21 protein-coding genes and 1 pseudogene are annotated in these 22,927 nt (G+C 67.8%); 10 read left to right on the forward strand and 12 right to left on the reverse strand.

From position 1 onward, the window contains the following. Both A3CU_RS0108370 and A3CU_RS0108375 read right to left on the reverse strand, forming a co-directional pair. On the reverse strand, positions 1-208 hold a 208-nt coding region (locus tag A3CU_RS0108370; RefSeq protein WP_027941909.1), incomplete at its 3' end, for a helix-turn-helix domain-containing protein. A 740-nt stretch (positions 209-948) separates the two neighbouring features. Continuing rightward, positions 949-1,272 (reverse strand): PepSY domain-containing protein, encoded by a 324-nt coding sequence (locus A3CU_RS0108375; RefSeq protein WP_027941910.1) that lies wholly within the window; start codon positions 1,270-1,272, stop codon positions 949-951. A gap of 135 nt (positions 1,273-1,407) precedes the next feature. Between A3CU_RS0108375 and A3CU_RS0108380 the strand changes: the two genes are divergently transcribed. From A3CU_RS0108380 to A3CU_RS0108415, 8 genes are all read left to right on the forward strand, one after another. Further along, positions 1,408-2,109, forward strand: a complete 702-nt coding sequence (locus tag A3CU_RS0108380) for a response regulator transcription factor (RefSeq protein WP_027941911.1) — start codon at positions 1,408-1,410, stop codon at positions 2,107-2,109. Further along, positions 2,106-3,500 (forward strand): sensor histidine kinase, encoded by a 1,395-nt coding sequence (locus tag A3CU_RS55095; protein ID WP_052371557.1) that lies wholly within the window; start codon positions 2,106-2,108, stop codon positions 3,498-3,500. Before A3CU_RS0108380 ends, A3CU_RS55095 begins: the two co-directional genes overlap by 4 nt. Then, positions 3,497-4,174, forward strand: a complete 678-nt coding sequence (locus tag A3CU_RS0108390) for an ABC transporter ATP-binding protein (RefSeq protein ID WP_043840801.1) — start codon at positions 3,497-3,499, stop codon at positions 4,172-4,174. Before A3CU_RS55095 ends, A3CU_RS0108390 begins: the two co-directional genes overlap by 4 nt. Next, a complete protein-coding gene (locus tag A3CU_RS43935) occupies positions 4,171-5,001 on the forward strand; it encodes an ABC transporter permease (RefSeq protein WP_052371558.1) in 831 nt (276 codons plus the stop codon). The genes A3CU_RS0108390 and A3CU_RS43935 overlap by 4 nt, the downstream gene beginning before the upstream one ends. A 64-nt stretch (positions 5,002-5,065) precedes the next feature. Then, positions 5,066-5,443: a hypothetical protein gene (locus A3CU_RS0108400; protein ID WP_027941913.1), complete on the forward strand. Its 378-nt coding sequence runs from the start codon at positions 5,066-5,068 to the stop codon at positions 5,441-5,443. Between the two features lie 177 nt (positions 5,444-5,620). After that, positions 5,621-6,712 (forward strand): DUF1259 domain-containing protein, encoded by a 1,092-nt coding sequence (locus tag A3CU_RS0108405; protein ID WP_245616941.1) that lies wholly within the window; start codon positions 5,621-5,623, stop codon positions 6,710-6,712. A 165-nt stretch (positions 6,713-6,877) separates the two neighbouring features. Continuing rightward, the gene (locus A3CU_RS43940) at positions 6,878-7,381 is read left to right on the forward strand and encodes a Chromate resistance protein ChrB (protein WP_245616943.1); all 504 of its coding nucleotides are present in this window, start codon (positions 6,878-6,880) and stop codon (positions 7,379-7,381) included. After that, on the forward strand, positions 7,378-7,809 hold the full coding sequence (locus tag A3CU_RS0108415; protein WP_027941915.1) for a chromate resistance protein ChrB domain-containing protein: 432 nt from the start codon (positions 7,378-7,380) through the stop codon (positions 7,807-7,809). The genes A3CU_RS43940 and A3CU_RS0108415 overlap by 4 nt, the downstream gene beginning before the upstream one ends. A gap of 137 nt (positions 7,810-7,946) precedes the next feature. Here the strand turns inward: A3CU_RS0108415 and A3CU_RS43945 are convergent, their stop codons facing one another. Next, entirely contained in the window at positions 7,947-9,194 is a 1,248-nt protein-coding gene (locus A3CU_RS43945; protein WP_084143157.1) for a permease, read from the reverse strand. Positions 9,195-9,747: 553 nt separating this feature from the next. Continuing rightward, a complete protein-coding gene (locus tag A3CU_RS0108425; protein ID WP_027941916.1) occupies positions 9,748-10,572 on the reverse strand; it encodes a DUF72 domain-containing protein in 825 nt (274 codons plus the stop codon). A gap of 312 nt (positions 10,573-10,884) precedes the next feature. Between A3CU_RS0108425 and A3CU_RS55565 the strand changes: the two are divergent. Next, positions 10,885-11,028, forward strand: a pseudogene (locus A3CU_RS55565) (IS256 family transposase); the annotation flags it as partial. Between the two features lie 487 nt (positions 11,029-11,515). Here the strand turns inward: A3CU_RS55565 and A3CU_RS0108440 are convergent. From A3CU_RS0108440 to A3CU_RS0108450, 3 genes are read right to left on the reverse strand one after another with little or no spacing between them, the layout of a single operon-like run. Further along, the gene (locus tag A3CU_RS0108440) at positions 11,516-12,733 is read right to left on the reverse strand and encodes a metal-dependent hydrolase family protein (RefSeq protein WP_027941918.1); all 1,218 of its coding nucleotides are present in this window, start codon (positions 12,731-12,733) and stop codon (positions 11,516-11,518) included. Further along, positions 12,730-13,164, reverse strand: a complete 435-nt coding sequence (locus A3CU_RS0108445) for a GAF domain-containing protein (protein ID WP_027941919.1) — start codon at positions 13,162-13,164, stop codon at positions 12,730-12,732. The genes A3CU_RS0108440 and A3CU_RS0108445 overlap by 4 nt, the downstream gene beginning before the upstream one ends. Beyond that, positions 13,161-14,552, reverse strand: a complete 1,392-nt coding sequence (locus A3CU_RS0108450) for an MFS transporter (RefSeq protein WP_027941920.1) — start codon at positions 14,550-14,552, stop codon at positions 13,161-13,163. Before A3CU_RS0108450 ends, A3CU_RS0108445 begins: the two co-directional genes overlap by 4 nt. 137 nt (positions 14,553-14,689) lie before the next feature. Between A3CU_RS0108450 and A3CU_RS0108455 the strand changes: the two genes are divergently transcribed. Beyond that, positions 14,690-15,565, forward strand: a complete 876-nt coding sequence (locus A3CU_RS0108455; protein WP_027941921.1) for a MurR/RpiR family transcriptional regulator — start codon at positions 14,690-14,692, stop codon at positions 15,563-15,565. 143 nt (positions 15,566-15,708) lie between these two features. On the opposite strand, the gene A3CU_RS0108460 is transcribed toward A3CU_RS0108455, so the two are convergent. The 5 genes from A3CU_RS0108460 to A3CU_RS0108480 form a co-directional block, all read right to left on the reverse strand. After that, positions 15,709-16,008, reverse strand: a complete 300-nt coding sequence (locus A3CU_RS0108460) for an acyl carrier protein (protein WP_211246369.1) — start codon at positions 16,006-16,008, stop codon at positions 15,709-15,711. Positions 16,009-16,252: 244 nt separating this feature from the next. Next, positions 16,253-17,848 (reverse strand): acyl-CoA ligase (AMP-forming), exosortase A system-associated, encoded by a 1,596-nt coding sequence (locus A3CU_RS0108465; protein WP_027941923.1) that lies wholly within the window; start codon positions 17,846-17,848, stop codon positions 16,253-16,255. A 198-nt stretch (positions 17,849-18,046) separates the two neighbouring features. Then, a complete protein-coding gene (locus tag A3CU_RS0108470; RefSeq protein WP_027941924.1) occupies positions 18,047-19,051 on the reverse strand; it encodes a TauD/TfdA family dioxygenase in 1,005 nt (334 codons plus the stop codon). 12 nt (positions 19,052-19,063) lie between these two features. Continuing rightward, entirely contained in the window at positions 19,064-19,261 is a 198-nt protein-coding gene (locus A3CU_RS0108475; protein WP_027941925.1) for a hypothetical protein, read from the reverse strand. A gap of 33 nt (positions 19,262-19,294) precedes the next feature. Then, positions 19,295-22,558 carry a Pls/PosA family non-ribosomal peptide synthetase gene (locus A3CU_RS0108480; protein WP_425388227.1) on the reverse strand — a complete coding sequence of 1,088 codons (3,264 nt, stop codon included), beginning with the start codon at positions 22,556-22,558 and terminating at the stop codon, positions 19,295-19,297. Positions 22,559-22,927: the final 369 nt, after the last annotated feature.

Here is a 22,927-nt window from a genome sequence, read left to right on the forward strand (position 1 = left end):
CCAACCCGGCCTCACCCTCGGCCAGCCAGCGCCGCCGCCACACATACACCGCATTCTGCGACACCCGCAGCCGTCTGGCGATCTCCGGCACCGCAACCTCCTGGGCCAGCATCTCCGCCGCCTGCAACCGAACCACCTCACGCCGGGCCCGGCCCTCGGCCGTCAGCCCACCACCATCGGGATAACGCACCCGAACCAGATACAGCACCCGACCAGCCAATGTCAGCCCGACACGCCGTGATCAAATCCTGACAATTCAACCTCTGTAGTTCGATGTCGGTCTTCAGAACGCAACGCCAAACACAGATCCCGGCCATCCATATCCGGAAGCCGCACATCGAGAACGATCAGAGGTTCGAGTCCCCTTAGCTCCACATTTTGATTATCCCTTTCGATCTGGCTGTTTTAGCTGGTCGGAGGGGATTTTGTTGTTGTGAAGTGCTCTTGTGTGATCGTTTCCGGTCTCGTCGGGATGTCCCCATTGGGGAGTTTCTGGAGCAGCCTGCTCCACGCCTTCGATGAACGAGCGGCCTCTTTTTCGTGGTTCCCAACGGGATGGGGTCGTTTCGGGTAGGGACTGCGGGTGGCCTTGTGCCATCGGCGCTGCAGGTCGGCAATGAGCCGGGTTTCGACCTCGGGGGCCAAGAACCGGTCGGCGTTGGTGGCGCGCGGGATCGCGTTCCAGGCGACCACCAGGCGCACGTGCCGGCGGCGACGGCGGTCAGCGCCACTTCGCGGCGTTCGCGGGCGGCCAGAACGAGAAGCACGGCGGGAACCGCGGAGCGCGCGGCGGTGTAGGCAATGACAGTCGACGACAGTATCGGTGTGGCCTTCCGGAAACCAAGCCGTGTGCGAGAAATCTACTGTGGACACCGACGCCCGAGTGATCACACTGGGCGTCGGTGCCAGGAGGTGCGACGCTCGGGCCGGCCGCGATGTGACGCGGGCTCACCCGCCGTCGGTGTCGTTTTGGTCTGCGGGTTGGATGCCGAGTACGTGGTAGCCGGGGTCGAGCCGCACCTCGACGTTGGTGCCGTCGGGTTTGGTGACGGTAACGCCGTAGCCGGTGGTGCCCTCATCGGCGCCGGTTTCGACCTTGCTGGCCCGGCCGCCGGGTACGGCTTGGGTAGCGGCGGCGCGGGCCTGGTCGGCGGCTGGGCCGCTGATGTTGCTGCCTTCGCTGTTCATGCCGTATGCCAAGCCGACGCCGCCCGCGCCGAGGGCGAGGAGTCCGGCGGCGACGCTGAGGCCGAGCTTGGTAGTGCGTTTCATGTGTTGCCTCCTTCGCCAGTGCGGTGCAACCGTGGTTGCATAGTGTTGGTGTAGGCGTGGTAGATGAAGGCCGGATGAAGACGGCTCGCTGATCGCCCGGATGGCGCCCGACACTGCCGTGGGAGGTGATGTGAAGTGCGGGTCTTAGTGGTGGAGGACGAGCCGAAGATGGCGGGGCTGCTACGTCGGGGCCTGGCCGAGGAGGGCTATGTCGTGGACGTCGCCGGCCAGGGTGTCGACGGGCTGGACGCGGCGGTGAGTCAGGTCTACGACGTGGTGATCTTGGATGTGATGCTGCCGGGTTTGTCCGGGTTCGAGGTGTGCCGCAGGTTGCGGCGCGGTCGGGTATGGGTGCCGGTGCTGATGCTCACCGCCCGCGACGGGCTCCGGGATCGGATTACCGGTCTGGATGGTGGCGCCGATGACTATCTGACCAAACCGTTTCACGTGGAGGAATTGTTCGCCCGGCTACGCGCCCTGACCCGGCGGGGACCGGTGCCGCGGCCGAATGAACTGGCCGTGGGGGATTTGCGGGCGGATCCGGCTGGCCGGCGGTGCTGGCGGGGCGAGACCGAGATCGTGCTGACCGCCAAGGAGTACGCGCTGCTGGAGACGTTCTTGCGTAATCCCGGCGCGGTCTTGACCCGGGACGTGCTGCTGGAGCACTGCTGGGATTTCGCCTACGAGTCCCGGTCCAATGTGGTCGATGTCCACGTGCGAGCGTTGCGGGAGAAGATCGACCGGGGTTTCGGTATGCAGTCGCTGGAGACCGTGCGTGGCGTCGGTTATCGGCTGCGCGCCGACGGTGGGATGCCGGCGGGGGCGGAGCCTCGATGATTTGGCGATGGCCGATCCGGGTGCGGTTGACCACGGCGTTCACGGTGATGATGGCGCTGGTGTTGTTCGGGGTGGCGGCGGCGACCGTGGCGCACGCCCGCTCCGTGCTGGACGAATCGATCGACGAGACGTTGACCTCTCGGCTGGGTGACCTGCAGTCGGCTGCGGCGGCAGCCCTACCGAACCCGATAGGCGGACGCAACACTGTCGAACAAGTTCTCGACCCCAGCGGCGCGGTGGTCGCGAGTTCTCCACCGGTATCCGCGGGATCGATGCTCAACGCCGGCGAGTTGGCAGCGGCCCGCAATGGCGCAGTCTTTGTGGATCACCCCGCCGCAGGCGGCTTGGCCGGGCCGGTCCGGCTCGCCGCCGGGCCCGCAGGGCCTCGGGTCGTGGTGGCCGCGACGAGTCTGGCCGAGCGTGATGCTGCGGTGGCCGACCTGCGGGCCGAACTCGCGGTCGCTTTCCCCCTGGTACTGCTCGCCGCAGCCGGCGGTGCGTACCTGCTGGGAGCCGGTGCGCTGCGGCCGGTCGAGCGGATGCGAGCACGTGCCGCGGCGATCACCGCGGAAGACACTGATCAACGGCTACCGGTGCCTAGTGCCCGCGACGAGATTTCCCGGCTGGGTACCACGTTCAACGACCTGCTTGCCCGCCTGCAGGCGGCACTGAGCCGCGAGCGACAGTTCGTCGCCGACGCCAGCCACGAACTGCGCACGCCGCTGGGGATGCTCACCACCGAACTCGAACTGGCGCTGCGTCGCCCCCGCAGCTCTGCCGAACTGACCGCCGCGATGCACTCCGCGCTGGAGGAGACCGAGCGGTTGTCCAGGCTGGCCCAGGACCTGCTCCTGCTGGCCCGCACCGACCAACCCGACACCGGCCAGGCCACCCGGCGCGCGGCGAGCACCGCGTTGCGGCCGGTGCTGGAGCGTGTCGCCACTCGCTACCGCCCCTTGGGGGAGGGCGACCCCCTGGCCATCGACTGCGCTCCCGACCTGAGCATCCAGGCCAGCGAGGAGGACTGTGAGCGCGCCGTGAGCAATCTCGTGGACAACGCCATGAGCCATGGCGCCCCACCAGTCATCGTCAAGGCCTGGCCCGCCGGGTCGGGGCAACCCGAGTGGGTGGCGATCGAGGTGCGCGACCACGGGCCGGGGTTCGACCCCGCGTTCCTGCCGCACGCCCTCGAACGTTTCACCCGCGCCGACACCGCCCGCGCTGGTGGCGAGGGAACGGGGCTCGGCCTGGCGATCGTCGCCGCGCTGGCCCGCCGCAACGGTGGGCAGGTGGACGCCGGCAACGATCCCGACGGTGGGGCCGTGCTCACGCTCACCCTGCCGGCCGCGCCGGCGTCGATCCTCGCCCAATACAGGGCGGTGCAGCAGTGAGTTCCGATCGTGGGTTTGTGCTCGACAACGTCAGCCTCACCGTCGGGTCGACTCAGGTCCTGGATAGCATTTCGATCCGGATCGAGGCCGGGCGGTGCACCGCGATACTGGGCAGAAGCGGTTCGGGCAAGTCCACCCTGCTGCGGACTCTCACCCGTCTTGCCGAGCCCACCAGCGGGCGGGTGCTGCTGGACGGGATACCCCTGACCAGGCTGGATGTGCTGGCGCTGCGGCGCCGCGTTGGTCTGGTCGCCCAGGGCAGCGTGCTGCTGACCGACCTGGTCGCCGACGACCTACGGGTCGGCCGCCCTGAACTCACAGACGTCCAGGTCGCTGACTTACTAGCCGGAGTGGGGTTGCCCGCTGGGTTCGCCTACCGGCGCACCAACGTGCTCTCCGGTGGCGAGGCACAACGCGTATGCCTGGCGCGGGCGCTGGCCGTGGAACCGGAAATCCTGTTGCTGGACGAGCCGACCTCGGCCCTCGACGGTGTCACGGTGTCCTTCGTTGCCCGCCTCGCGCGCGGCCATGTGGCCGACGGCGGAACCGTGGTGCTGGTCAGCCATGACCTCGCGGTGGTGCGCAGCATCGCCGAGCGGGTGCTGGTCCTCGATACCGGGCAGCTCGTCGCCGCCGGCCGGCCCGAGGACGTCGACTACCTGGAGGCCGGATGACGACCGGATTGTCCGTGCCCGACTGGGGTGAGGTCGCGGCGTCATTAGTGCTGGTCGCAGTGGCGGCGGCGATCGCCTACCGGCAGCGGCTGCGCCTGACCCGGGACTTGATCGTCGCCGCTGTGCGTGCGGGGATCCAGCTCGTCGCGGTCGGCGCGGTGTTGCTCGTGGTGTTCCAGCATGCCGGGTTACCGGGAGCCTTCGGGTGGGTGGCGCTGATGATCGTCATCGCCGGGCAGGTCGCCGGCCGCCGCGGGGCCGGGCTGCCGCACGCGCGCGGCACGGCCACCGCCGGGGTGGCCGCCGGCAGTGTGATCACACTCGGGACGCTGGTCGCCCTGGGGGTGACCTCCAGCGAATCACGGGTCGTGGTTCCGATCGGCGGCATGATCGTCTCGGGGGCGATGCAGGCCACGGGGCTGGCACTGCGACGGTTGCGGGAAGACGCCCAGAGCGCCCGGCCGGCGATCGAGGCCCGCCTGTCCCTTGGGCTGTCCGCCCGCGCGGCGTTCCTGCCGCACCAGCGCTCCGCCCTGCGCACCGCGCTGCTGCCCGCCGTCGACTCCACCAAGGTCGTCGGCCTGATCAGCCTGCCCGGCGCGATGACCGGGCTCATCCTGGCCGCGGTCGACCCGCTTACCGCGATCCGGTACCAGATCGTGGTGATGTACATGCTGCTGGCCGCCACCGCGCTGGCCGCCCTGGCCCCCACACGCCTGGCCGAACGCGCCCTGTTCGACCACGCGCATCGCCTTGTCCCCCTGATCGCTCCGACTCCACGCACCCGCTGGCGGTATGGCCCAGCTAATCGATCAGACCACGCATGACCTGACCCCGGAGGTCTGGGCTCCACTCAAACGCGCCATGCACGACGCCCGAAGGGACCGCGTTATGTCCAGCACCATCCTCGCTGCGGCGGCGGACACCTTTTCCGCCGGACACATCGCATTGACTGGCGCTATCACCGGTGTTCTCGCACTGATCGCGGCGGCGTGGCGGCTCCCGCGCCGCGCCTGGCCCGACACGATGGCCATCGGCGTCCTCGCCGGAGTCTCGGTGTTCCTCTGGCGAATCTCAGCCAACATGCCCCAACTCAACAGCGACGGCCTGCCCGGATTTTCCGCCAACGACTGGCTCGCCCCGGTCCTGACCTACGTCTTCCTCACCCTCTATGCCGACCTGCGCTCGTTGTCCAACCAGCCCCGCTTCCGCCACATTCGCGCGCTCGCCGTGGTCGCCTCCCTCGCCGTCAACGTCATCACCATCTGACCGCGGACCCGCGCGAGGTTGCGGAACGCCCCACAGTGCAACCATGGTTACAGTAATTGAGGGAGGGGATTCGGCCCGACACCCCCGACCGGCTCGCGTTCGTCGCCTGCGACCTGTATGGCCGCGAGTCGGTGGTGAGCGGAATGGCACCCCCTGTCCCGGTTTTCCCTCGTTCGCTTGTCCGGTGGGCGCCTTCATCGCTGCTTCATCTTCACCGCCTTCCATGGTCGTGCAACCACGGTTACCAGCAAGGCGCCGTGCTGTTTCACGACGAGGAGAGATGAGGACATGCTGTTCACCTGCACCACGGCAGGAATCCGCCGCGCAGCCGTGGCGGTGGCCTCGGTTGCGGCACTGGCCGCGCTGACCTCGTCCGGCGGTCCCACTCCTGCACCCGGCGGAGGCGGGACCGATCAAGGGCAGCGCCAACCCCTGCGCACGAAGCAAACCGACTGGACACCCGTTACCGACACCCTGGGCCGCACCGGAGCCTTCGGCGACGGCAACACCGTCTACCGCGTCTCGCTGCCCCGCAGCGACCTGCATGTCACCACCGGTGGTGTGGCCATCAAGCCCGGGCTCGCGCTCGGCGGCTACGCCGCTTTCGCCAGATATCCGGACGGCGTGATGCTGATGGGCGATCTGGTGGTCACCGAGGCGGAACTGCCCCACGTCACCGCTGCCCTGCAGGCTCATGGCATCCCGCAGACCGCCGTGCACAAACACCTGCTTGAACAAACTCCCCCGGTCTGGTGGACCCACATCGACGCCATGGCCGACGACCCCATCCCGCTCGCCCAAGGGCTGAAAGCAGCGCTCGACGCCACCGCCATCCCACCCGCCACACCATCGCCTGCCCAGCAACCGCCGATCGACTTGAACACAGCCGGCATCGACAAAGCGCTGGGACGCACCGGAAGCGCCGAGGGCGGCATCTACAAATTCACCATCGCCCGCACCGACACAATCACCGCCGACGGCCACGTCCTGCCCCCCACCTTCGGGACCACCGCCGGCGTCAACTTCCAGCCCCTCGGCGGCGGGAAGGCCGCCATCAATGGTGACATCATCATGACCGCACCCGAAGTGCAGAAGGTGATCCAGGCTCTGAGCGCGGGCGGCATCGCACTCGTCGAGGTTCACAACCACATGCTCACCGACCAGCCACGGCTGTTCTTCGCCCACTTCTGGGCCACCGGCGACGGCGTTGCCCTGGCCACGGCACTTCGACCCGCGCTCGACGCCACCAACCTGCAACCACCGCACTGACCGACCACGCCGCTGGTGTCCTGGACCTCCCCGTTGTCCAGGACACCGGTTCGTCGTCAGGCACCGAGTCGCCATCGCCTTTGTCGTCCCATCCAGTACCGCTGCTAGCCTTGTAACCACGGTTACACGACGGGTCCTTGGTGGACGCGGGAATGGAGAGCGCTGGTGGGGTACGCAAACCAGGGGGCGGCTCCTGGCACGTGGGTGTTGCTGTCCTACCGCCTTCCCCGTGAACCTTCCACGCCGCGCATCACGATCTGGCGCAAACTCAAGCGACTCGGCGTTGCCCAAATCTCCGACGGACTGGTTGCCCTCCCCGCCGACGCCCGCACCCGCGAGCACCTGGACTGGATCGCCGACGAAATCCTTGACGTAGGCGGTACCGCCGCGATCTGGCTCGCCCAACCCGGCACCCTCGCCACCGGACGCGACCTCGCCGCCGCGATGGCCGCGGCACGCGCCGCGGAATACACGAAGATCCTCACCGAAGCCGAAGCCGCCGCAAGGCTGGACGAGACCGTCCGGTTGTCGACCGCGCGTCGCCTACGCACGGAACTACGCCGGATCCACCGCCGTGATCACTTCCCGCCGCCGGAGCGCGATCAGGCCACGGCCGCGGTCGAAAGCCTGGTTCACCCCGCCCAGAGCCCTAAGGAGCAGCCCTCGTGAAGTGGGCGACCCGTGCCAGCATCCACATCGACCGCGCCGCCTGCGCCTGGCTCATCCAGCGCCATCTCGATCCCGATGCCGAATTCGTCTTCGTGACCGACCCCGCGGAAGTTCCGGACGACGCGACCGCGTTCGACATGCGCGGCGTCGAGTTGTCCCACCATCACGGCGACTGCAGCTTCGAAACCATCCTGCGCCACTACCACCTCGACGACCCGGTCCTGTGGCGGATCGCCGAAATCATTCACGAGGCCGACCTCGACGACGAACGCTACGACGCGCCCGAAGCGCCCGGCCTCGACGTCGCCCTCCGTGGCCTGTCGATGATCTGCACCGACCAGCAAATCCTCCGCCACACCGGCCCCGTCTTCGACGGCCTCTACGAGTACTACCGCCGCGCCACGCTCCTCGGCCACGAACCCACCTGAGCACCTACCTTGAGGAGTTCACCTCTGCCGCCCAGAGTGCTTCCGAGCCGTCGATCCGCGACCACGCTGACGCACCGAAGGCGCCCCGTGATCAGGCCGGATGCGACCTCGGCGACAAACCGGCGTCAACCGTGCCGTTAGCCGTGGTCGTGGCGCGGTTGATGACCCTGGTCGTGCCCGTCAGGCCGACGTTCCGCTCCCGATCCATGATGTGCACGGTCCGGGTGCGGGGAGTGGCTGTGGTCAGCCATGGCGTCCGGTGCGCCGCCCATCATGCGCAGCATCGCCCTGCCGCCGGTGCGGAAGAACCGCACAAGCAGCACGGCAGCGAGGATCAGGAAGGCGATGTCGAGCCAGGTGGTGTAGTTCCACGAGATCCCTTCCCGCATCACCGTCGCGGACCGCTGGGCGGGAATCAGACCGGTGCTGCCGAAGATCAGCTCGACGAGATAGCCGGCACCGACCATCGCGGCGTAGAAGGTGCCGAGCAGTGCCAGCGTCATCCGAGTGCCGTAGTACTTCCGGTAGATGTTCAGGATCGGAAGGATCAGCAGGTCGGCGAAGATGAACGCGACCACGCCGCCGAAGCTGATCCCGCCGTCCCACAGCACCGCGGCCAACGGCACGTTGCCGATCGAGCAGACGAAGGACAGGATCGCCACGACCGGGCCGATGATCGGCCCCCACAGAGCCGAGCCCAGCGGGTGATCGGTGAAGAACAGCGCACGCCACCAGGATTCAGGCACCCAGGCGCCGACCGCGCCGGCGATCAGCAGCCCGATCACCAGGTCCCGCAGGATCGCGGCCCACTCCATGACGAACACGTGCGAGACCGAGGTAAAGCCCTTCGGGGAGAGCAGCCGCCGCCAGAACGAGCCATCGCCCCCGACGGACATGTCCATCGCAGCGTGGCCCTCCATCGAACCGGCAAGCCCCTTCTGGGCCTGCTCACGCGCCTTGGCGATCAGCCGCTTGCGGACGAAAAGCCGGAACAGGACCGCGAGCAGCACGATCATGATCGGGCCGCCGACGAACTCCGCGGCGGTGAACTGCCAGCCCATCAGCAGCGCCATGATGATGCCCAGCTCGACAACCAGGTTAGTGGAGCCGATCTCGAAGGCCATCGCGGCGGTGAAGTTCGCGCCCTTGCGAAACAACGACCGTGCCAACGCGACCGCGGCGTAGGAGCACGATGACGAGGCCGCGCCCAGCAGCGAGGCCACCGCGAGAGTGCGGGGCCGGTCATCACCCATCACGCGGACGATCATGGACTTGCGGACCACCGCCTGCACTACCGCGGATAGAGCGAAGCCGAGGATCAGCGCCCACAGGATCTCCCAGGTCATCGACCCGGCCAACGCGAGCGCGTGTCCGATCTCGCTCATCCCCGCCACCTCCAAATACCCCATTAGGGTATCAGTTGGACGGTAGTCCGCCGTCCATCGCTTGTCACCCGATGGGACTACTGCTGGCCGCCTGCGGTAGTGGTTCCGCTTGGTCCTCCGGCATGTCCGGAATGGACCACAGCAATCACCGTGCCGGGCACTGTCGCGACCACGGCATACCGCTCACCTTTCGGCGTCGGAATACGAGCTACGGATCTTGTGATCGACTCCTCGCTCAGTGGGTTCAACCTCGGTCGTTTGCTCCTGCAAGGGATCTGGCCGAAGAGCCTTTCTGCCCGGGTTTCTCGGTCAACGGTTGTGTGCGGGGCTGGTCGAGTTTCCCGCGCCGCACGGGCGAGGACCTGGGACCTGCGCCGACCGGGGAGCCGGTAGCAGCACGTGATGGCTTTGGTGTTCCTGTTCACGCGGTTATGTCTGGGGCAAACCCGGGGCACGGGCCCGCGTGGAACCGCATCGAACGGCAGCCAACAGCATCCAACGGCAGCGTTTGACCACGGGATGCTCGATCTGTCCCGCTCGATCGTGACATCGCTCAGAACAGGGTCGCGGGCTCAACCGGCTCCGGCTCGGGCAGTGCGTCGAGGCCGGGAACCAGCGCTCGCACGTCGTCGTGGAACCGGCGGGCGAGCGCCGGCGCGTCGTTGTTGTCGGGGGTGTGCAAGAAAACCGTCGGCGACCGGCCCTCACGCAGCCAGCCGGCGACCACCGCGGTCCACGGCCGCCACCCTTCGACCGTCTCCTCGATCGAGTCCCCGCCCAGGTAGCGGACGATCGGCTGGTCGGTCAGTGCCCGCGTCCGCCGCGGCAGCCGCGGTTTCTTGGCCCAGGCGTCCTGCGCGGCCTCGCTGGTCGGCGGGCTCTGGAAGAAGACCGTGGTGTCGAACGACACCCACTCGGCGTCCGCGTCGGAGAGCGCCCCCTCCAGCAGCGACGTCGAGCCGACATCGGTGAAGAACCCGGGGTGACGCACCTCCACGGCGCGCCGGCGGTCGGCGGGGAGCCGGCGCAGGAAGCGGCCGAGGGCATCGACGTCCGAGGGGCCGAACGAGCCGGGCAACTGGGTCCACAGGACCGCCCGTTCGCCGAGGGGTTCGACCGAGTCCAGGAACGCCCGCATCTCGGCCTCGACCCCGACGAACCGGCGCTCGTGCGTGACGATCTTTGGCAGCTTGACCACGAACCGGAAGCCGGGGTCGGTCTGCTGCGCCCAAGTCGCGACGGTGTCCCGGGCGGGAGTCGCGTAGAAGGTGGTGTTGCCTTCGACCGCGTTGCACCAGCCGGCGTAGGCCCGCAGGCGCTCCTTGGCCGGCAGCGACTGCGGCAGGAACCGCCCCGGCCACGCCTTGTGGGTCCACATCGCGCAGCCGACATGAAGACGTGCCACTCCGTCAGCTCCCATCGATCGTCAGGTGAAAATTACTACCCGCCCTGCACACCCAGGGAGCCGCCGGCGGTCCTTATGACTGTGGGCGGGTAGTCATCCCAGTGGGGAGGGCTGCACGGTGACCGGAACGTCCAGCCCGGCCGGAGCCGTCAGCCAGGTAGGCGGAGCAGACGCCCTTACGAGCGCCGTCGGGGTGTCGTAGCGGACCAACATGGGCGGGCGCACCGGCGTCCCGCAGTTCGAAGTTCTTCGCCCAGCACTGAAGTGAGACCGGGCCGTCCAGGCGGCAGCGGTCGAGACGGCCGGTGGCCCGAGTTCAAACTCATCGAGTCCGCCCAGGCCCGCTGGCGCGCGGTCGACGCACTCCACCTCGTCGCTGTTGTCCGCGCCGGCGCTCGCTTCGACAACGGCCAACTCGTCGAGCGGCCGGAGATGGGGCCGGTGACCGTTGTAGTGGCCGACGTATTCCGTCGGGACGGTTCGCGCGTGTCGCTGGTTGTAGATCAGGAGCCGGTCTGTGCATTCGGAGCGGACGGTGTGCGAACCGTTCGGCATAGCAATTGGCCCTCGGCGTACGCGGCGGCGTCATGACGATCTGCGTTGCCTCGCCTTGGAACACATCGTCGAACGCCGCCGTGAACTTCGTGTCCCGGTCCCGAATCAGGAACCGAAAACCACCGATCCGATCGTCCAGGTCCACAGCCAGGTTGCGGGCGGGCTGAGTGAGGTGAGAATCTGGATGCGCTGGTGCAGCGTGCCCGCGACTTCGTTGAGCGCGGCGGGGTTCCACCGCTGACACCATTCACCCCGAAACACCCCCCACGTACTCGCAACTTCCCGGTCTAAGGGGTGAGCACCGAAAAGTCGGTGGCCCGCGCGTGAATTGCCTGACAGCACACCCGTAGGGGCCCCGGCGTCAGGTTCCGGAAACCACTTCACCGTCCTGGATGATGTGGCGGAAGTGCTTCGGCTCCGCCAAAACTCCGATGTCCGCCAGGGGATCTTCGTCCACCACCAGCAGGTCCGCATGCGCCCCCACGGCCAAAGTCCCGATCTCACCCGTCAGGTTCAGCAACTCCGCCGCCGTCGAGGTCGCCGAGCGGATCACCTCCAGCGGGGACTGGACCTCTCCGCGCAGGCGGAACTCGTGGTTCTGATGGCGGTGCATCCCGCCCAGCAAATCCGTTCCATACACCAGCTTCACACCACCGCGAGCCGCGCGCTCCAGGGCCGCCATGCCCGCGCCCAAGACCTCGTCGACCTTGCGCCAGCTCGACTCCGGCAGCCCGTGCTCGCGGCCCTCCTCCTTCAGCGCCCAGTACGTCACCAGCGTCGGGACCAGGTACGCCTCCCGGGACACGAACAGCTCGACACTGCGATCGTCGAGCAGGTTGCCGTGCTCGATCGAACGCACTCCCAGTTCCAACGCCCGGTTCACCGCGCGGGCGGTGTACGCGTGCGCGGCCACGTAGCGGTTCGCCGCCTCGGCCTCCTCGACGATCGCGCTCAGCTCTTCCGCCGAGTACTGCGTCGAGTCGATGCGGTCGGTCGGGGACGCGACGCCGCCCGAAGCCATCACCTTGATGTGGTGGGCGCCCTTGCGCAGCTCGTCGCGGGCGGCCGCGCGGACCGCGTCCACGCCGTCGGCCACCCGGCCGAGGCCCGCGCAGCATGGGTGGTCGTCCTTCGCGTGCGTGCCGCGGGTGCGGCTGTCGCCGTGCCCGCCCGTCTGGCTCAGCGCGCGGCCGCAGAACAGCAGCCGGGGGCCGCGGAACAGCCCCTCCGCCTGGGCGTCCGCAAGGCCGTAGTCGGCACCCGACGCGTCGCGGACCGTGGTGAACCCGCGATCGAGCATCCGGCTCATCGTGCGCGCGGCCTGAGCGGCCACATAGGACGGTGACGTCGACGACAGCGAGCCCAGGTCCGCCGTCGAGGCCGTGACGTGCACGTGCGCGTCGACCAGCCCGGGCAAGACGACCGCGCCGCGCAGGTCCAGAACAGGCACGTCGGCCGCGGCCAGACCCGGACCCACCTCGACGATGCGGCCGTCGGCGCACCGCAGGTCGCCTTCGGTGTATTCGCCGGAAAGCGGGTCGAGCAGCCGGGCGTTGCGCAGCAGCAGGGATCCGGTCACCGGTTCTCCTTTTCGAGGTCGAGCAGGGCGGACACGGCCAGCGGCGCGAGCGATTCGGCCACCACCACCGCATCCTCGTCGTAGGTGCCTTCCGCGTCGAGGATGTTGAGCACCCCGAGCGTCCGGCCATCGGCGACCACGGGCACGTTGATGATCGAGCCGCAGCCGAGCCTTTCGATCAGGTCGTGGTCGGCGAAGATCTCCCGCACCGCCGCACGGTCCGGCCCGAAGTACGGCTCCTGCGCGGTGATGCACCGGTCGAGCCAGCCGGTGGCGACCTCGACGGTCTTCTCCCCACCCACCGGGTACTCCGCCGGGTGGCTGCTGTGCACCCGCCGCAGCGCCCGGCGCTCCGGCACCCAGGCGAGCACCGTGAACAGCCGCACGCCGATCGCTTCGCGCACCTGTTCCTCCACAGTGGACAGTGTCACTTCGTCATCTCCTTCGCGGCGGCCTTCGGCGCGCCGTGTTCGGTCAGTTCTTCGAGCGAGCGGCCGGCGGTGGACAGGCCGAAGACGAGCACGCAGAGCACCCCGGCCGCGAGGACGGCCGTGGTCATGCCGAAGACGCCGGCGAACCCGAGGCTCGCCGAGGACAGGCCGATGATCGTCGGCGCGAGGATGCTGCCGACCCGGCCGAATGCGCTGGACAGGCCGGTGCCGCTGGCGCGGATCCAGGTCGGGAACACCTCGGGCGTGTAGGAGTACACGCCGGCGTAGGTGCCGTTGAGGAAGAACGACAGCACCGCCCCGGCGAGCGTGATCGACCACGGCGCGCTCGTCTGGCTCAGCCAGAACGCGCTCACGGCCGAACCGGCCAGGTACAGCGCGATGGTGTGCTTGCGGTCGAGCCGCTCGGACAGCCACGCGGCGGAGAAGTACCCGGGCACCTGGGCCAGGTAGATGATGATCGAGAACTCGAAGCTCTTCGTCACCGTGATGCCGCGTTCCACGAGCAGCGTCGGGATCCACGAGAAGAAGCCGTAGTAGGAGAAGGTGATCACGAACCAGACGGTCCAGATCACCGCCGTCCGGCGCAGCATCGCGGGGCTCCACAGGAACTTCAGCGCGCTGAAGAGGTTGACCTTCGGCGTCTCGGTGGCGGGCTGGGCGTCGGCGGCGGGCACCGGCGGGAGCGTCGAGCCGGTGGCCTTCTCGACGTCGCGTTCCAGCTTGGCGACGACGTTTTCGGCTTCGGCGGACCGTCCTTGGGCGAGCAGGAACCGCGGCGACTCGGGCAGGGCTCGCCGCCACCACAACAGCATGACGATCGGCACCGCCGTGACGAGCTGCGCGATGCGCCAGCCCTCGTCGAACGACGGCACGACGAACCGGCCGATCAGCGCGGCCCCGACGAAGCCGAAGGAGAAGAACCCGGCGAGCGCGCCGACGAACCAGCCGCGCCGCTTGGCCGGCACGAACTCGGCCAAAAACGGCGCGATGATGGCGCTTTCCGCCCCGGCGCCCGCCCCGGCCAGCACCCGGGCGCCCAGGAAGATCTCGTAGTTGGGCGAGAAGGACGCGATGACGGAGAACAGCGCGTAGAAGGCCAGCGCGTACATCATGACCTTCTTGCGGCCGATGCGGTCGCCGAGCAGGCCGGCCGCGATCGCGCCGAAGAGGAAGCCGAACGGCGTCGCGGAGCCGATCAGGCCGAGTTGGCCGTTGTCGAGGCCCCACGCCGCCTTGGCGCTGGGCAGCAGGAAGGCGACGACCGCCGAGTCCATGCCGTCGAAGGTGTAGCCAAGCCCGCCGATGAGCAGCAGTTTGTAGTGGGGCCGGCTCAGCGGGAGCCGATCCAGTCGGGCCAGCAGGGTCATGGGGGAACGCCTTCCGTGTCCGGGCGCCGGGGAGTGCGGACAACGTATACTGCACTTTCTTGGTTTTGCAATGTTCTTTGCAAATTCCAGCCGACATCCCTGCGTTACGGTCTACGCGATCGAGGGAGGGGGACGAAGTGGCGGAAACCGACGACGGCTTCGAGGCGTGGCTGCGGGACCAACTGCCCGAGCGGGGGCTGCGGCCGAAGTCGGCCGCGGTGCTGGAGGTGCTGGTCTCCCAGCCGAGGCGGGCGTCGTTCGGCTCGACGGCCGAGCTGGCGCAACTGGCCGGCGTCAACGTCGCGACGGTGACGCGCACGGCGCAGGCGCTGGGCTTCGCCGGCTGGCCGGCGTTGCAGCAGGAGCTGCGGGCGCGGTACCTGTCGTCGCTGAGCGCGCCGCAGGTGGCCGAGGAGCACCGCGGCGTCGACTCGCCGGGCTCGGCGTCGTTGCGCCGGGACCTCGACAGCCTCGCCCTGCTGAACCGGCGCTTCGACGAAGAGGTGATCCGCGAGGTCGCTCGCGCGATCGCCGTGGCCCGCCGGACGCTGGTGATCGCCGACGGCAGCTACGCGGCGGTCGGCATCGCCTTCGCGCACAACGCGCGTCTCGCGGGTTACGACGTCCACGCGGTGACGGCGGGCGACGCGGAACTCGCGAACCAGACGGCGAAGCTGACTTCGGACGACGTGCTGATGGCGATCAGCTTCTGGCGCCTGTACGAGAGCACGGTCCTGGCGGCGAGCGAGGCGAAGAGCCGCGGCGCGCGGGTGTTCGCCGTGACGGACGCGGCCAGCCCCGACCTGGCGGGCGCGGTGGAGCGGGTGCTGATGGTGCCGGCGGAGGGCGTCACGTTCTTCCCGTCGCTGACCGCGGGCATGGCGCTGGTCCAGGCGATCGTGGCGCAGCTGGCGGCGGTCGACCCGGCGCGGACGAGTGAGTCGATCGAGGCTGCGGAGGCGATGTGGTCGCGGTTCGACCTCCTCCACCGCCGCCCGTCCACGCACTCGTGAGTGAGAAACAGTGTTCCGGCCACAATCCGAGGCCGTACTGGAGCGGCTGGGGTGGAAGCCCGAGACCCGCATCGTGCGACTGGCCGAAGGGGGACAGGGACTGGGCTTCCTGGGCTACTCGGCCGTCATGCCGTGGCGCATCGCTAGCACTTGACTCCGCCGAGCGGCTCCCAGTACACCTTGGACTCCACGAAGGCCGCGAGCCGCCCAAGCGTGTCGAAGATGTCACCGACGATCTCGTTGATCTCGATCTCGATCCCGAACCGTTTCCGCAGGGCGACGATGAGCTTGACGACGGTGAGCGAATTGAGCTCGGGAAGATTGCCGTATAGTCCCGTCTCCGGACCGAGGTCATCGGCCTGGTCCTCGATGGCCAGCGTGGCCACCACGACGGCCTTGACGTCCTCGAAAATCGCTTGCGACATCTCTGGCGAGCGACTCATATGCATTCTCCTCATCGGTCATTCAGGCCCGGCGGCCTGCGAGCTACCCCAACAGCTCCCTCGGTGTCGGATGGCCGAAAACGCTGTAGGACCGGCGTCATCCGGTGGGCGCCGGCCTGAAAGAGCCGCCGCCACAAGTTCGCCGATCCCGGCACGCGGGAGGCAGACATCAAGTGCGAGCAAGTCCAGCGGGGGCACAAGATTGCGAACGGGCTGATCGTGGCGCGTGCGTGGGCGACTGTGGTCACGCGGGCTCCTGAGGGCGGGAAGCGGCGAGCTCGTGGCGAAGGGCCGCCCGGTCGAACTTGCCGTTCGGCGATTGGGGCAGGTCGCTGCGGACCATCACCTCGGCGGGCACCATGTAGCCGGGCAGTTCCTGCCGCAAGCGCGCGGTCACCGCGGCCGGATCGAAGCCGGCGGGATCGCGGGGGGTCACGACGAGGACGACCCGGTGGCCGAGCGCCTCGTCCTCGAGGCCGAGCGCCACGGCATCGTGGATCAGTCCGGTCTCGTAGGCCACTTCCTCGATCTCTTGGGGACTGACCCGATACCCCGATGTCTTGATCATGTCGTCACGCCGTCCGACGAAGTACAGGAAGCCCTCCTCGTCGCGGACGACGACATCGCCGGACCAAACCGCCAGCTCAGGCGTACACAGCTCGACTGGACGGTTCGGCGGCGGCCGGAACCGCTCGGCCGTCCGCTGCGCGTCGTTCCAATAACCCAAGGCGACGAGCGGACCTCGGTGTACCAGCTCACCCGGCTCACCCGGACCACACAGGCCGCCGTCCTCGCGGACTACGAGGATCTCCGCATTCGGGATAGCCTGGCCGATGGAATCCGGCCGCCGGTCGACCTCCCGGGGATCGAGGTAGGTGGAGCGGAACGCCTCGGTGAGGCCGTACATCAGGTACGGCGCCGCAGCCGGGAAGATCGCTCGCAGACGTTGCAGGGTGACGCGCGGGAGGCGCCCCCCAGTGTTCGCGAAGTAGCGCATCCCGGCTACGGCCTCGGATGGCCACGTCTGGGCCGCGAGCTGGATCCACAGCGGCGGTACACCGACCATCCCGCTAATGTGGTGCTCCGCGCACAGCCGGACGACATCTCCCGGCAGCAGGTAGTCGGCGAGCACCACGTTGGCACCAACGTAAAAGCCAGTCGTCAGTTGGCTCAGTCCGGCGTCGAAGCTCAGCGGGAGAACCGCCAGGATCCGGTCTTCTGCCGTGTTGTTCAGGTAAGTGCTGACACTCTCCGCGCCGACGACCAGGTTCCGGTGCGACAGCACGACGCCCTTCGGGGCCCCGGTGCTCCCCGATGTGTAGAGGATCGCGGCCATATCCGTATCGACGCCACCCGTTGGCGGACACGCCGCCTGGCTTGTGCGCTCGGCGACCTCTGACCAGGAACGCATGCGGTAAGGGGTTTCCTTGTCGTCACCAGGCGAGTCGCCCAACACGAGGACGTGGGAGAGTGACTTGCAGGTGGCGAGTTCGGCGCGCAGGGCCCGGAGCCGATCCGTGGACGTCACCATTACCCGCACGGCGCAGTCATCGAGAATGTGCCTCACTTGCCTGGCCCGCAGCGCGGGATTCACCGGGATGAACACGCCACCGGCCCGCGAGCAGGCGAACAGCGCCACGACGGTCTCGATCCTCTTGTCCAAAAAGACCGCGACGCGCTCACCACGATCGAGCCCGAGATCGCGCAGGCCGGCGGCCGCTCGCTCCGTCCGCTCGTACAGATCCGCGTAGGAGATCGTGGTCGTCCGCGCGGTCAGGGCGGGCGCGCCGGGGGCGCGTTGGGCGGACCTAGCGACGAGGTCCGGCAACCGGGTGATCATCTCGGAGGATTCCTTTCTGTTCCTTTCTGTTCCTTTCGCCCGGCAGCCGACGAGTCCCAGCTCCCCGCCCTGCGCCGGCTCGTCGCGCCGCTGACAACCGTGCCGGTGGATCCGCCGAACAGGAACCGTGCCGTCGCTCGCGCCACTCCAGCGCGCGGGCACCGGAGATGACTGCGAACAGTCGCATGAGCGACGTGGTCATCCGACGTTGACCTCGACCGTCGGCGAGCAGTCGGCCAGGCGAACCGGGTCAGCCATCCCGACGAGGACTTCGCGCGGTCCGGTGAAGGGCTCCCTGCTGTGTGCGCTGCGGATGTTGTCGACGAGCATCAGATCGCCCGCCTGCCAGGGTTCCCGCATGGTTTTGGCGTCGTACACCTCGTTGATCAGCTGCACGACGTCCACGCCTATCGGGTCGCCGCCGCCGAAGCGGGTGGTGAACGGCAGCCCTTCGGCGCCGTAGGTGTCGACCAGGAACTCGCGCACCTCGGGGTCGAGCGTCCACTCGTTGAGAAAGGCGATCTGGTTGAACCAGCAGCGCCGACCGGTGACCGGGTGCCGCACCACCGCGCTGCGGCGCTGCCAGGTGCGCAGCCCTCCATCGGGTTGCCACTCGAACTCGATGGCATTGGCGCGGCAGTAGCTCTCGACCGCGCCACGGTCCTCGGCGCCGAACGCCTCGGCGACCGACGCGCCGATCTCCTCGTTGTAGTTGCGGACGAGCATCCAGCCCTCCCGCTCGAGCCGTTCGACGAGGTCACCGGGCAGCGCGTCGAGCACGGCCGTCGAGTCCGCCACACCGGTTGCCCCGCCCTCGGCGGGCGCGGACAGGCACGCGAACAGCATCAGGCCGGGAAACTCGAGCCGGTAGCTCACTTCGTTGTGCATGCACATCGGCTGGTTCGGGGGCCACTTCGACGAGGAGTACACACCCTCGGCGTAGGTCTGCCGCTCCGCGAACGCCTCCCTCTCGGTCATCAGGCCTGCGGTGGCCAGCCCACGGAACACAGCGACGACGTCGGCCGCATCGCGGAGCCCGAGACCGCGGACCAGGACCGCACCGTGCTCGGCGACGACGGTACGCAACGCATCTCGGTGCCCGGCCGCCCAGCCCGGTCCGTCGCCGCCGGCATCGGCTCGCAGCATCGGCACCCTGCCGGGCTGCAGCTCCACGTCCAACAGCAATGACGATGAGGACGACATCTTGATCTCCCTTCATTCCGACCGGAGGAGGACGTCAGCATTTCCCGGGGCGTGTTCGCACTGCGGTAGCTCGGCCAGGTCATCGAGGGTCGCGGAGTGCTCGGCGACGCCCGGTGCCGGGTCGAGCGTCCACCGCGGGATCGCGGTCGCGCCGCCCGCGAGCAGGACAGCTCGCCGGAACTCCTGGCCGGTTTCACCCCGCTTGTCCATCGAATCATCCCTACGTTCAATGTTTGCGGGGTGTCAGCCGCCGGGGGCGAGCACGGCGGCGAGGCTGTCTTCGATGACCTTTCGGGCGTGCAGGTCGCCCGAGTGTTCGCGCATCTCGGTGGCGGGGTTCCCGCCCCACACCGCCTTCGGTGGCATTTCCTCGCCCTTCATGAGGAAGGAGCTGGTGGCGAGCACCGCGCCGTCGCCCATGGTCACGCCGTAGTGGACGAATGCGCTGACCCCGAGGGTGCAGCCGGCGCCGATAACGATGCGGTCCGACTTGAATCCGCCGTCCTCCTGTGAGTGGCACTGGATGATGGTGTCCACATTGATGGTGCAGTGGTCGCCGATCGTGGTGAATGACCGCTCGGGCACACGGAGGCCGTCATCGAAGACCTGTCGGCCGATCCGCATACCCAGCAGTCGCCAGATCACGTTCTTGAGCGGGGTGCCATTGAAGGCGAGGACATAGGTGAGGGTACTCACTTTCCAGAAGCGTTCATGGCGCCAGAAGGCGCGGTTGTAGATCGAGCAACCCTGCGGCACCAAGGCCTGCAGCGGCCGGAACAACCGGTCGACCAGGACGTTGTAGGCGACCGTGAAAACGACGACCACTGCGGTGGCCAGTGCGACCGCGAACGCACCGAGGGAGCCCCAAACGTCGATGGCAGCCAGGTAGACCACGGTGACGCACAAGAAGAAGGCCCAGCGCACCAGCAGGAACAGCGCCATGCTGATGGTGTTGTAGATGGTCTTGGCCCTAAGGCCGCGGCGCAGCTCGTCTGCCCTGCTCACGTCCAGCAGCTGCCGGTCGCGCTTGACCGATCGCGGGATCTTGAAGCTGGGCGCGCCGAGCAGGCCCACGCCTTCCCGCACCTGTCCGTCGACGGGAACCATGAGCTTCGTCGCGAGGAGGCAGTTGTTGCCCGCCTTGCTCTGTGGAGGGTAGGCGATCATGTTCCCCAGGAAGTTCTCCGGCCCGATCGACGCTTGGGACAGGCGGAAGGAAGTGCTCGAATAATCGGCATTGATGACGGACAGCCCGTCCGCGACCATCGTTCCGCTGCCGGCCGCGCTGAGGAACGGGGTGTCGTGCTTGACCATTTCGCCGAAGTTCGAACCGGTCTGCCGCACCCCGCGCAGGCGGTAGCCCAACCAACGCAGGTAGTAGATGATGTAGGAGGTTCCACCGAAGAGAGTCGTGTAGAACCTGATGTTGGTGGCGCGGGCGATCGCGCGCTGGACCCGGTAGTGGAATCCGTACAGCGGATAGACCTTGTCCGGCTTGATGAAGAGGTTCAGGAGCCGCGGAACGGTTCCCGCAAGCACGAGGCCGACGAGCCCGGAGCCGAAGAAGAGCACGGCGGAGACGACCAGCGCTTCACGAGAGAACATCCAGGTCGTGAGGGACACCGGTGCCGAGTCCAGCAGAGGGCCGAGCTCCGGGACCTGCGGGACCGCGAGGTTCGCGATGGCGAAGGTCAGCGGGAGGCCTAGCAGGAGCAGGTTCACCAGCTGCACGGCCGAGAAGAACACCCGTCGTCCTGTGCCCACGTTGCGCGCTGTGACCGTCATCTGGTTCGTCTTCTCGGCCCGCTGCGCAGGCGAGCCGACCCAGCGCTCGCCGGTAGGTATTGCCTGACCCATGTGCAGAGCGGACGAGTGCCCGAGTTGGGCCCCGTCACCCAGCGAGGTCCAGATGTCGAGCACCGTCGCCTCGCCGACGAGCGCTTCCTTGCCGAGGCTGACCGAGCCCGTCTGGAGGACACCATCGTGGGCCCGGTAGCCGTTGAAGAAGGAGTCCTTCCGGATCACCGCGTCGTCGCCGATGCTGAGCAGGTCGGTGCACACGGGCACGTTCCTGGAGAAGATGACGGCGCCGCGCCCGATCTTCGCGCCCAGTGCCCTCAGGTAGAGCGCGTAGAGCGGCGAACCGACGAACAACATCATCGGGTTTCGCTGGATCAAGGTTTTGACGACCCAAAAGCGGAAGTACGCCATGCTCCAGACGCGGATCTCCTGCGGCTTCCACCGGCCGACGAGCACCCACTTGAAGAGGATCGGAAGGGCGCACAGGCCGAGGAACATCGCGACGCCGAACGCGACCGACCGAAGGTAGACGTCGACCAGGTTCGGGCTGGTCGAAACCCAGTTGAAGCCCTTCACCCAGACGGCCGCAGTGAGGGCGGGGTAGCCGAGAAGGACCAGGAGCTGCAACGCCCCGCAGAGGACATATTCGCCATAGCGTGCTTGCCTCGGCGACTCGATGGGGGCCGCTGGGGTTGCCGGTTGTGAGGCAGGTGTGGTTGTGGTGTGGGTGAGGGCTGCTGCGAGGCTTCGGATTGTGGGGTGTTTGTAGGTGTCCGGCATGGACACTGATGGGAGGTCGGGNCGTTTGCGTACTCGGGCGCAGAAGCGGGCCATCACCATGGAGTCGGCGCCGAGGTCGTTGAAGAAGTTGCTGTCGACCGCTACGTGGTCGGTGCCCATGATGTCGGTGAGCACTTCGGTGAAGCGTCGCTCGCATTCGGTGAGCGTGGTCGGAATGGCAGGTGTGGTTGTGGTGTGGGTGAGGGCTGCTGCGAGGCTTCGGATTGTGGGGTGTTTGTAGGTGTCCGGCATGGACACTGATGGGAGGTCGGGCCGTTTGCGTACTCGGGCGCAGAAGCGGGCCATCACCATGGAGTCGGCGCCGAGGTCGTTGAAGAAGTTGCTGTCGACCGCTACGTGGTCGGTGCCCACGATGTCGGTGAGCACCTCGGTGAAGCGTCGCTCGCATTCGGCGAGCGTGGTCGCACTGGGAGCCAATGGGGTTGCCGGTTGTGAGGTAGGCGGGGTTGTGGTGTCGGCGAGGGCTGCTGCGAGGCTCCGAATTGTCGGGTGCTTGTAGGTGTCCGGCATGGACACTGATGGCAGGTCGGGCCGCTTGCGTACTCGGGCGCAGAAGCGGGCCATCACCATGGAGTCGGCGCCGAGGTCGTCGAAGAAGTTGCTGTCGACCGCTACGTGGTCGGTGCCCACGATGTCGGTGAGCACCTCGGTGAAGCGTCGCTCGCATTCGGCGAGCGTGGTCGGATTGTCAGCCGGCTCAGCGGTCAGGACGCCGTGGGAGTTTCCCATTTGGTGCACCTCTTGAATCAGAAATCGGAGCGGTCGGCGCGACAAGCGGGCCTGACTCATGACCGACATCCGCACTTGCCTGGACTGCCGAGATCGTGAAAGGAGTGGCTGCAAGTCGAGACGTGGTCGCCAGCGGCCGTCGGCCGGCGCGCTCGGACTCGATGGCCGGCGCATCATGCTGGGCCGTGCGGCGAAGGGTGCCGCGCTCCATCGGGCAGCGCCGGCGTCGCCTGAGCTTTCGCGGTGCGGACCCGTGTCTCATGCGACTGAGCTCGCGCCCATGATCACTCAGTTCCCGCCCGTGAACCGGAGAATCAACTCTCTCCATCGATTCACCACTGCTTCACGAATCAACAGCCTCGTGGAACCTGGAAAATCCCCACGAAGGCGTTCTTGACTCGCACCAGCGCGATACGGGATGATCGGAGCTAGCTCCACAAGACCGCACCCGTTTTGGTGCGTGAATCCAGACTAGTGGTGGGCGACGTCCGGCTGTCAAGCCTTCTGGAGTGATAACTTTCCAGGCTGAGTCAATCACGCGCAGGA

The organism is Amycolatopsis taiwanensis DSM 45107 (genome assembly GCF_000519205.1).
GTDB lineage: Bacteria > Actinomycetota > Actinomycetes > Mycobacteriales > Pseudonocardiaceae > Amycolatopsis_E > Amycolatopsis_E taiwanensis.

Bases quoted from the DNA above. Each gene is read 5' to 3' on its own strand.
- A3CU_RS0108470 (WP_027941924.1), bottom strand. From the start codon at position 19,051: ATGTCGTCCTCATCGTCATTGCTGTTGGACGTGGAGCTGCAGCCCGGC.
- A3CU_RS0108460 (WP_211246369.1), bottom strand. From the start codon at position 16,008: ATGAGTCGCTCGCCAGAGATGTCGCAAGCGATTTTCGAGGACGTCAAG.
- A3CU_RS55095 (WP_052371557.1), top strand. From the start codon at position 2,106: ATGATTTGGCGATGGCCGATCCGGGTGCGGTTGACCACGGCGTTCACG.
- A3CU_RS0108475 (WP_027941925.1), bottom strand. From the start codon at position 19,261: ATGGACAAGCGGGGTGAAACCGGCCAGGAGTTCCGGCGAGCTGTCCTG.
- A3CU_RS0108465 (WP_027941923.1), bottom strand. From the start codon at position 17,848: ATGATCACCCGGTTGCCGGACCTCGTCGCTAGGTCCGCCCAACGCGCC.
- A3CU_RS0108400 (WP_027941913.1), top strand. From the start codon at position 5,066: ATGTCCAGCACCATCCTCGCTGCGGCGGCGGACACCTTTTCCGCCGGA.
- A3CU_RS0108425 (WP_027941916.1), bottom strand. From the start codon at position 10,572: ATGTGGACCCACAAGGCGTGGCCGGGGCGGTTCCTGCCGCAGTCGCTG.
- A3CU_RS43945 (WP_084143157.1), bottom strand. From the start codon at position 9,194: ATGAGCGAGATCGGACACGCGCTCGCGTTGGCCGGGTCGATGACCTGG.
- A3CU_RS43935 (WP_052371558.1), top strand. From the start codon at position 4,171: ATGACGACCGGATTGTCCGTGCCCGACTGGGGTGAGGTCGCGGCGTCA.
- A3CU_RS0108450 (WP_027941920.1), bottom strand. From the start codon at position 14,552: ATGACCCTGCTGGCCCGACTGGATCGGCTCCCGCTGAGCCGGCCCCAC.
- A3CU_RS0108375 (WP_027941910.1), bottom strand. From the start codon at position 1,272: ATGAAACGCACTACCAAGCTCGGCCTCAGCGTCGCCGCCGGACTCCTC.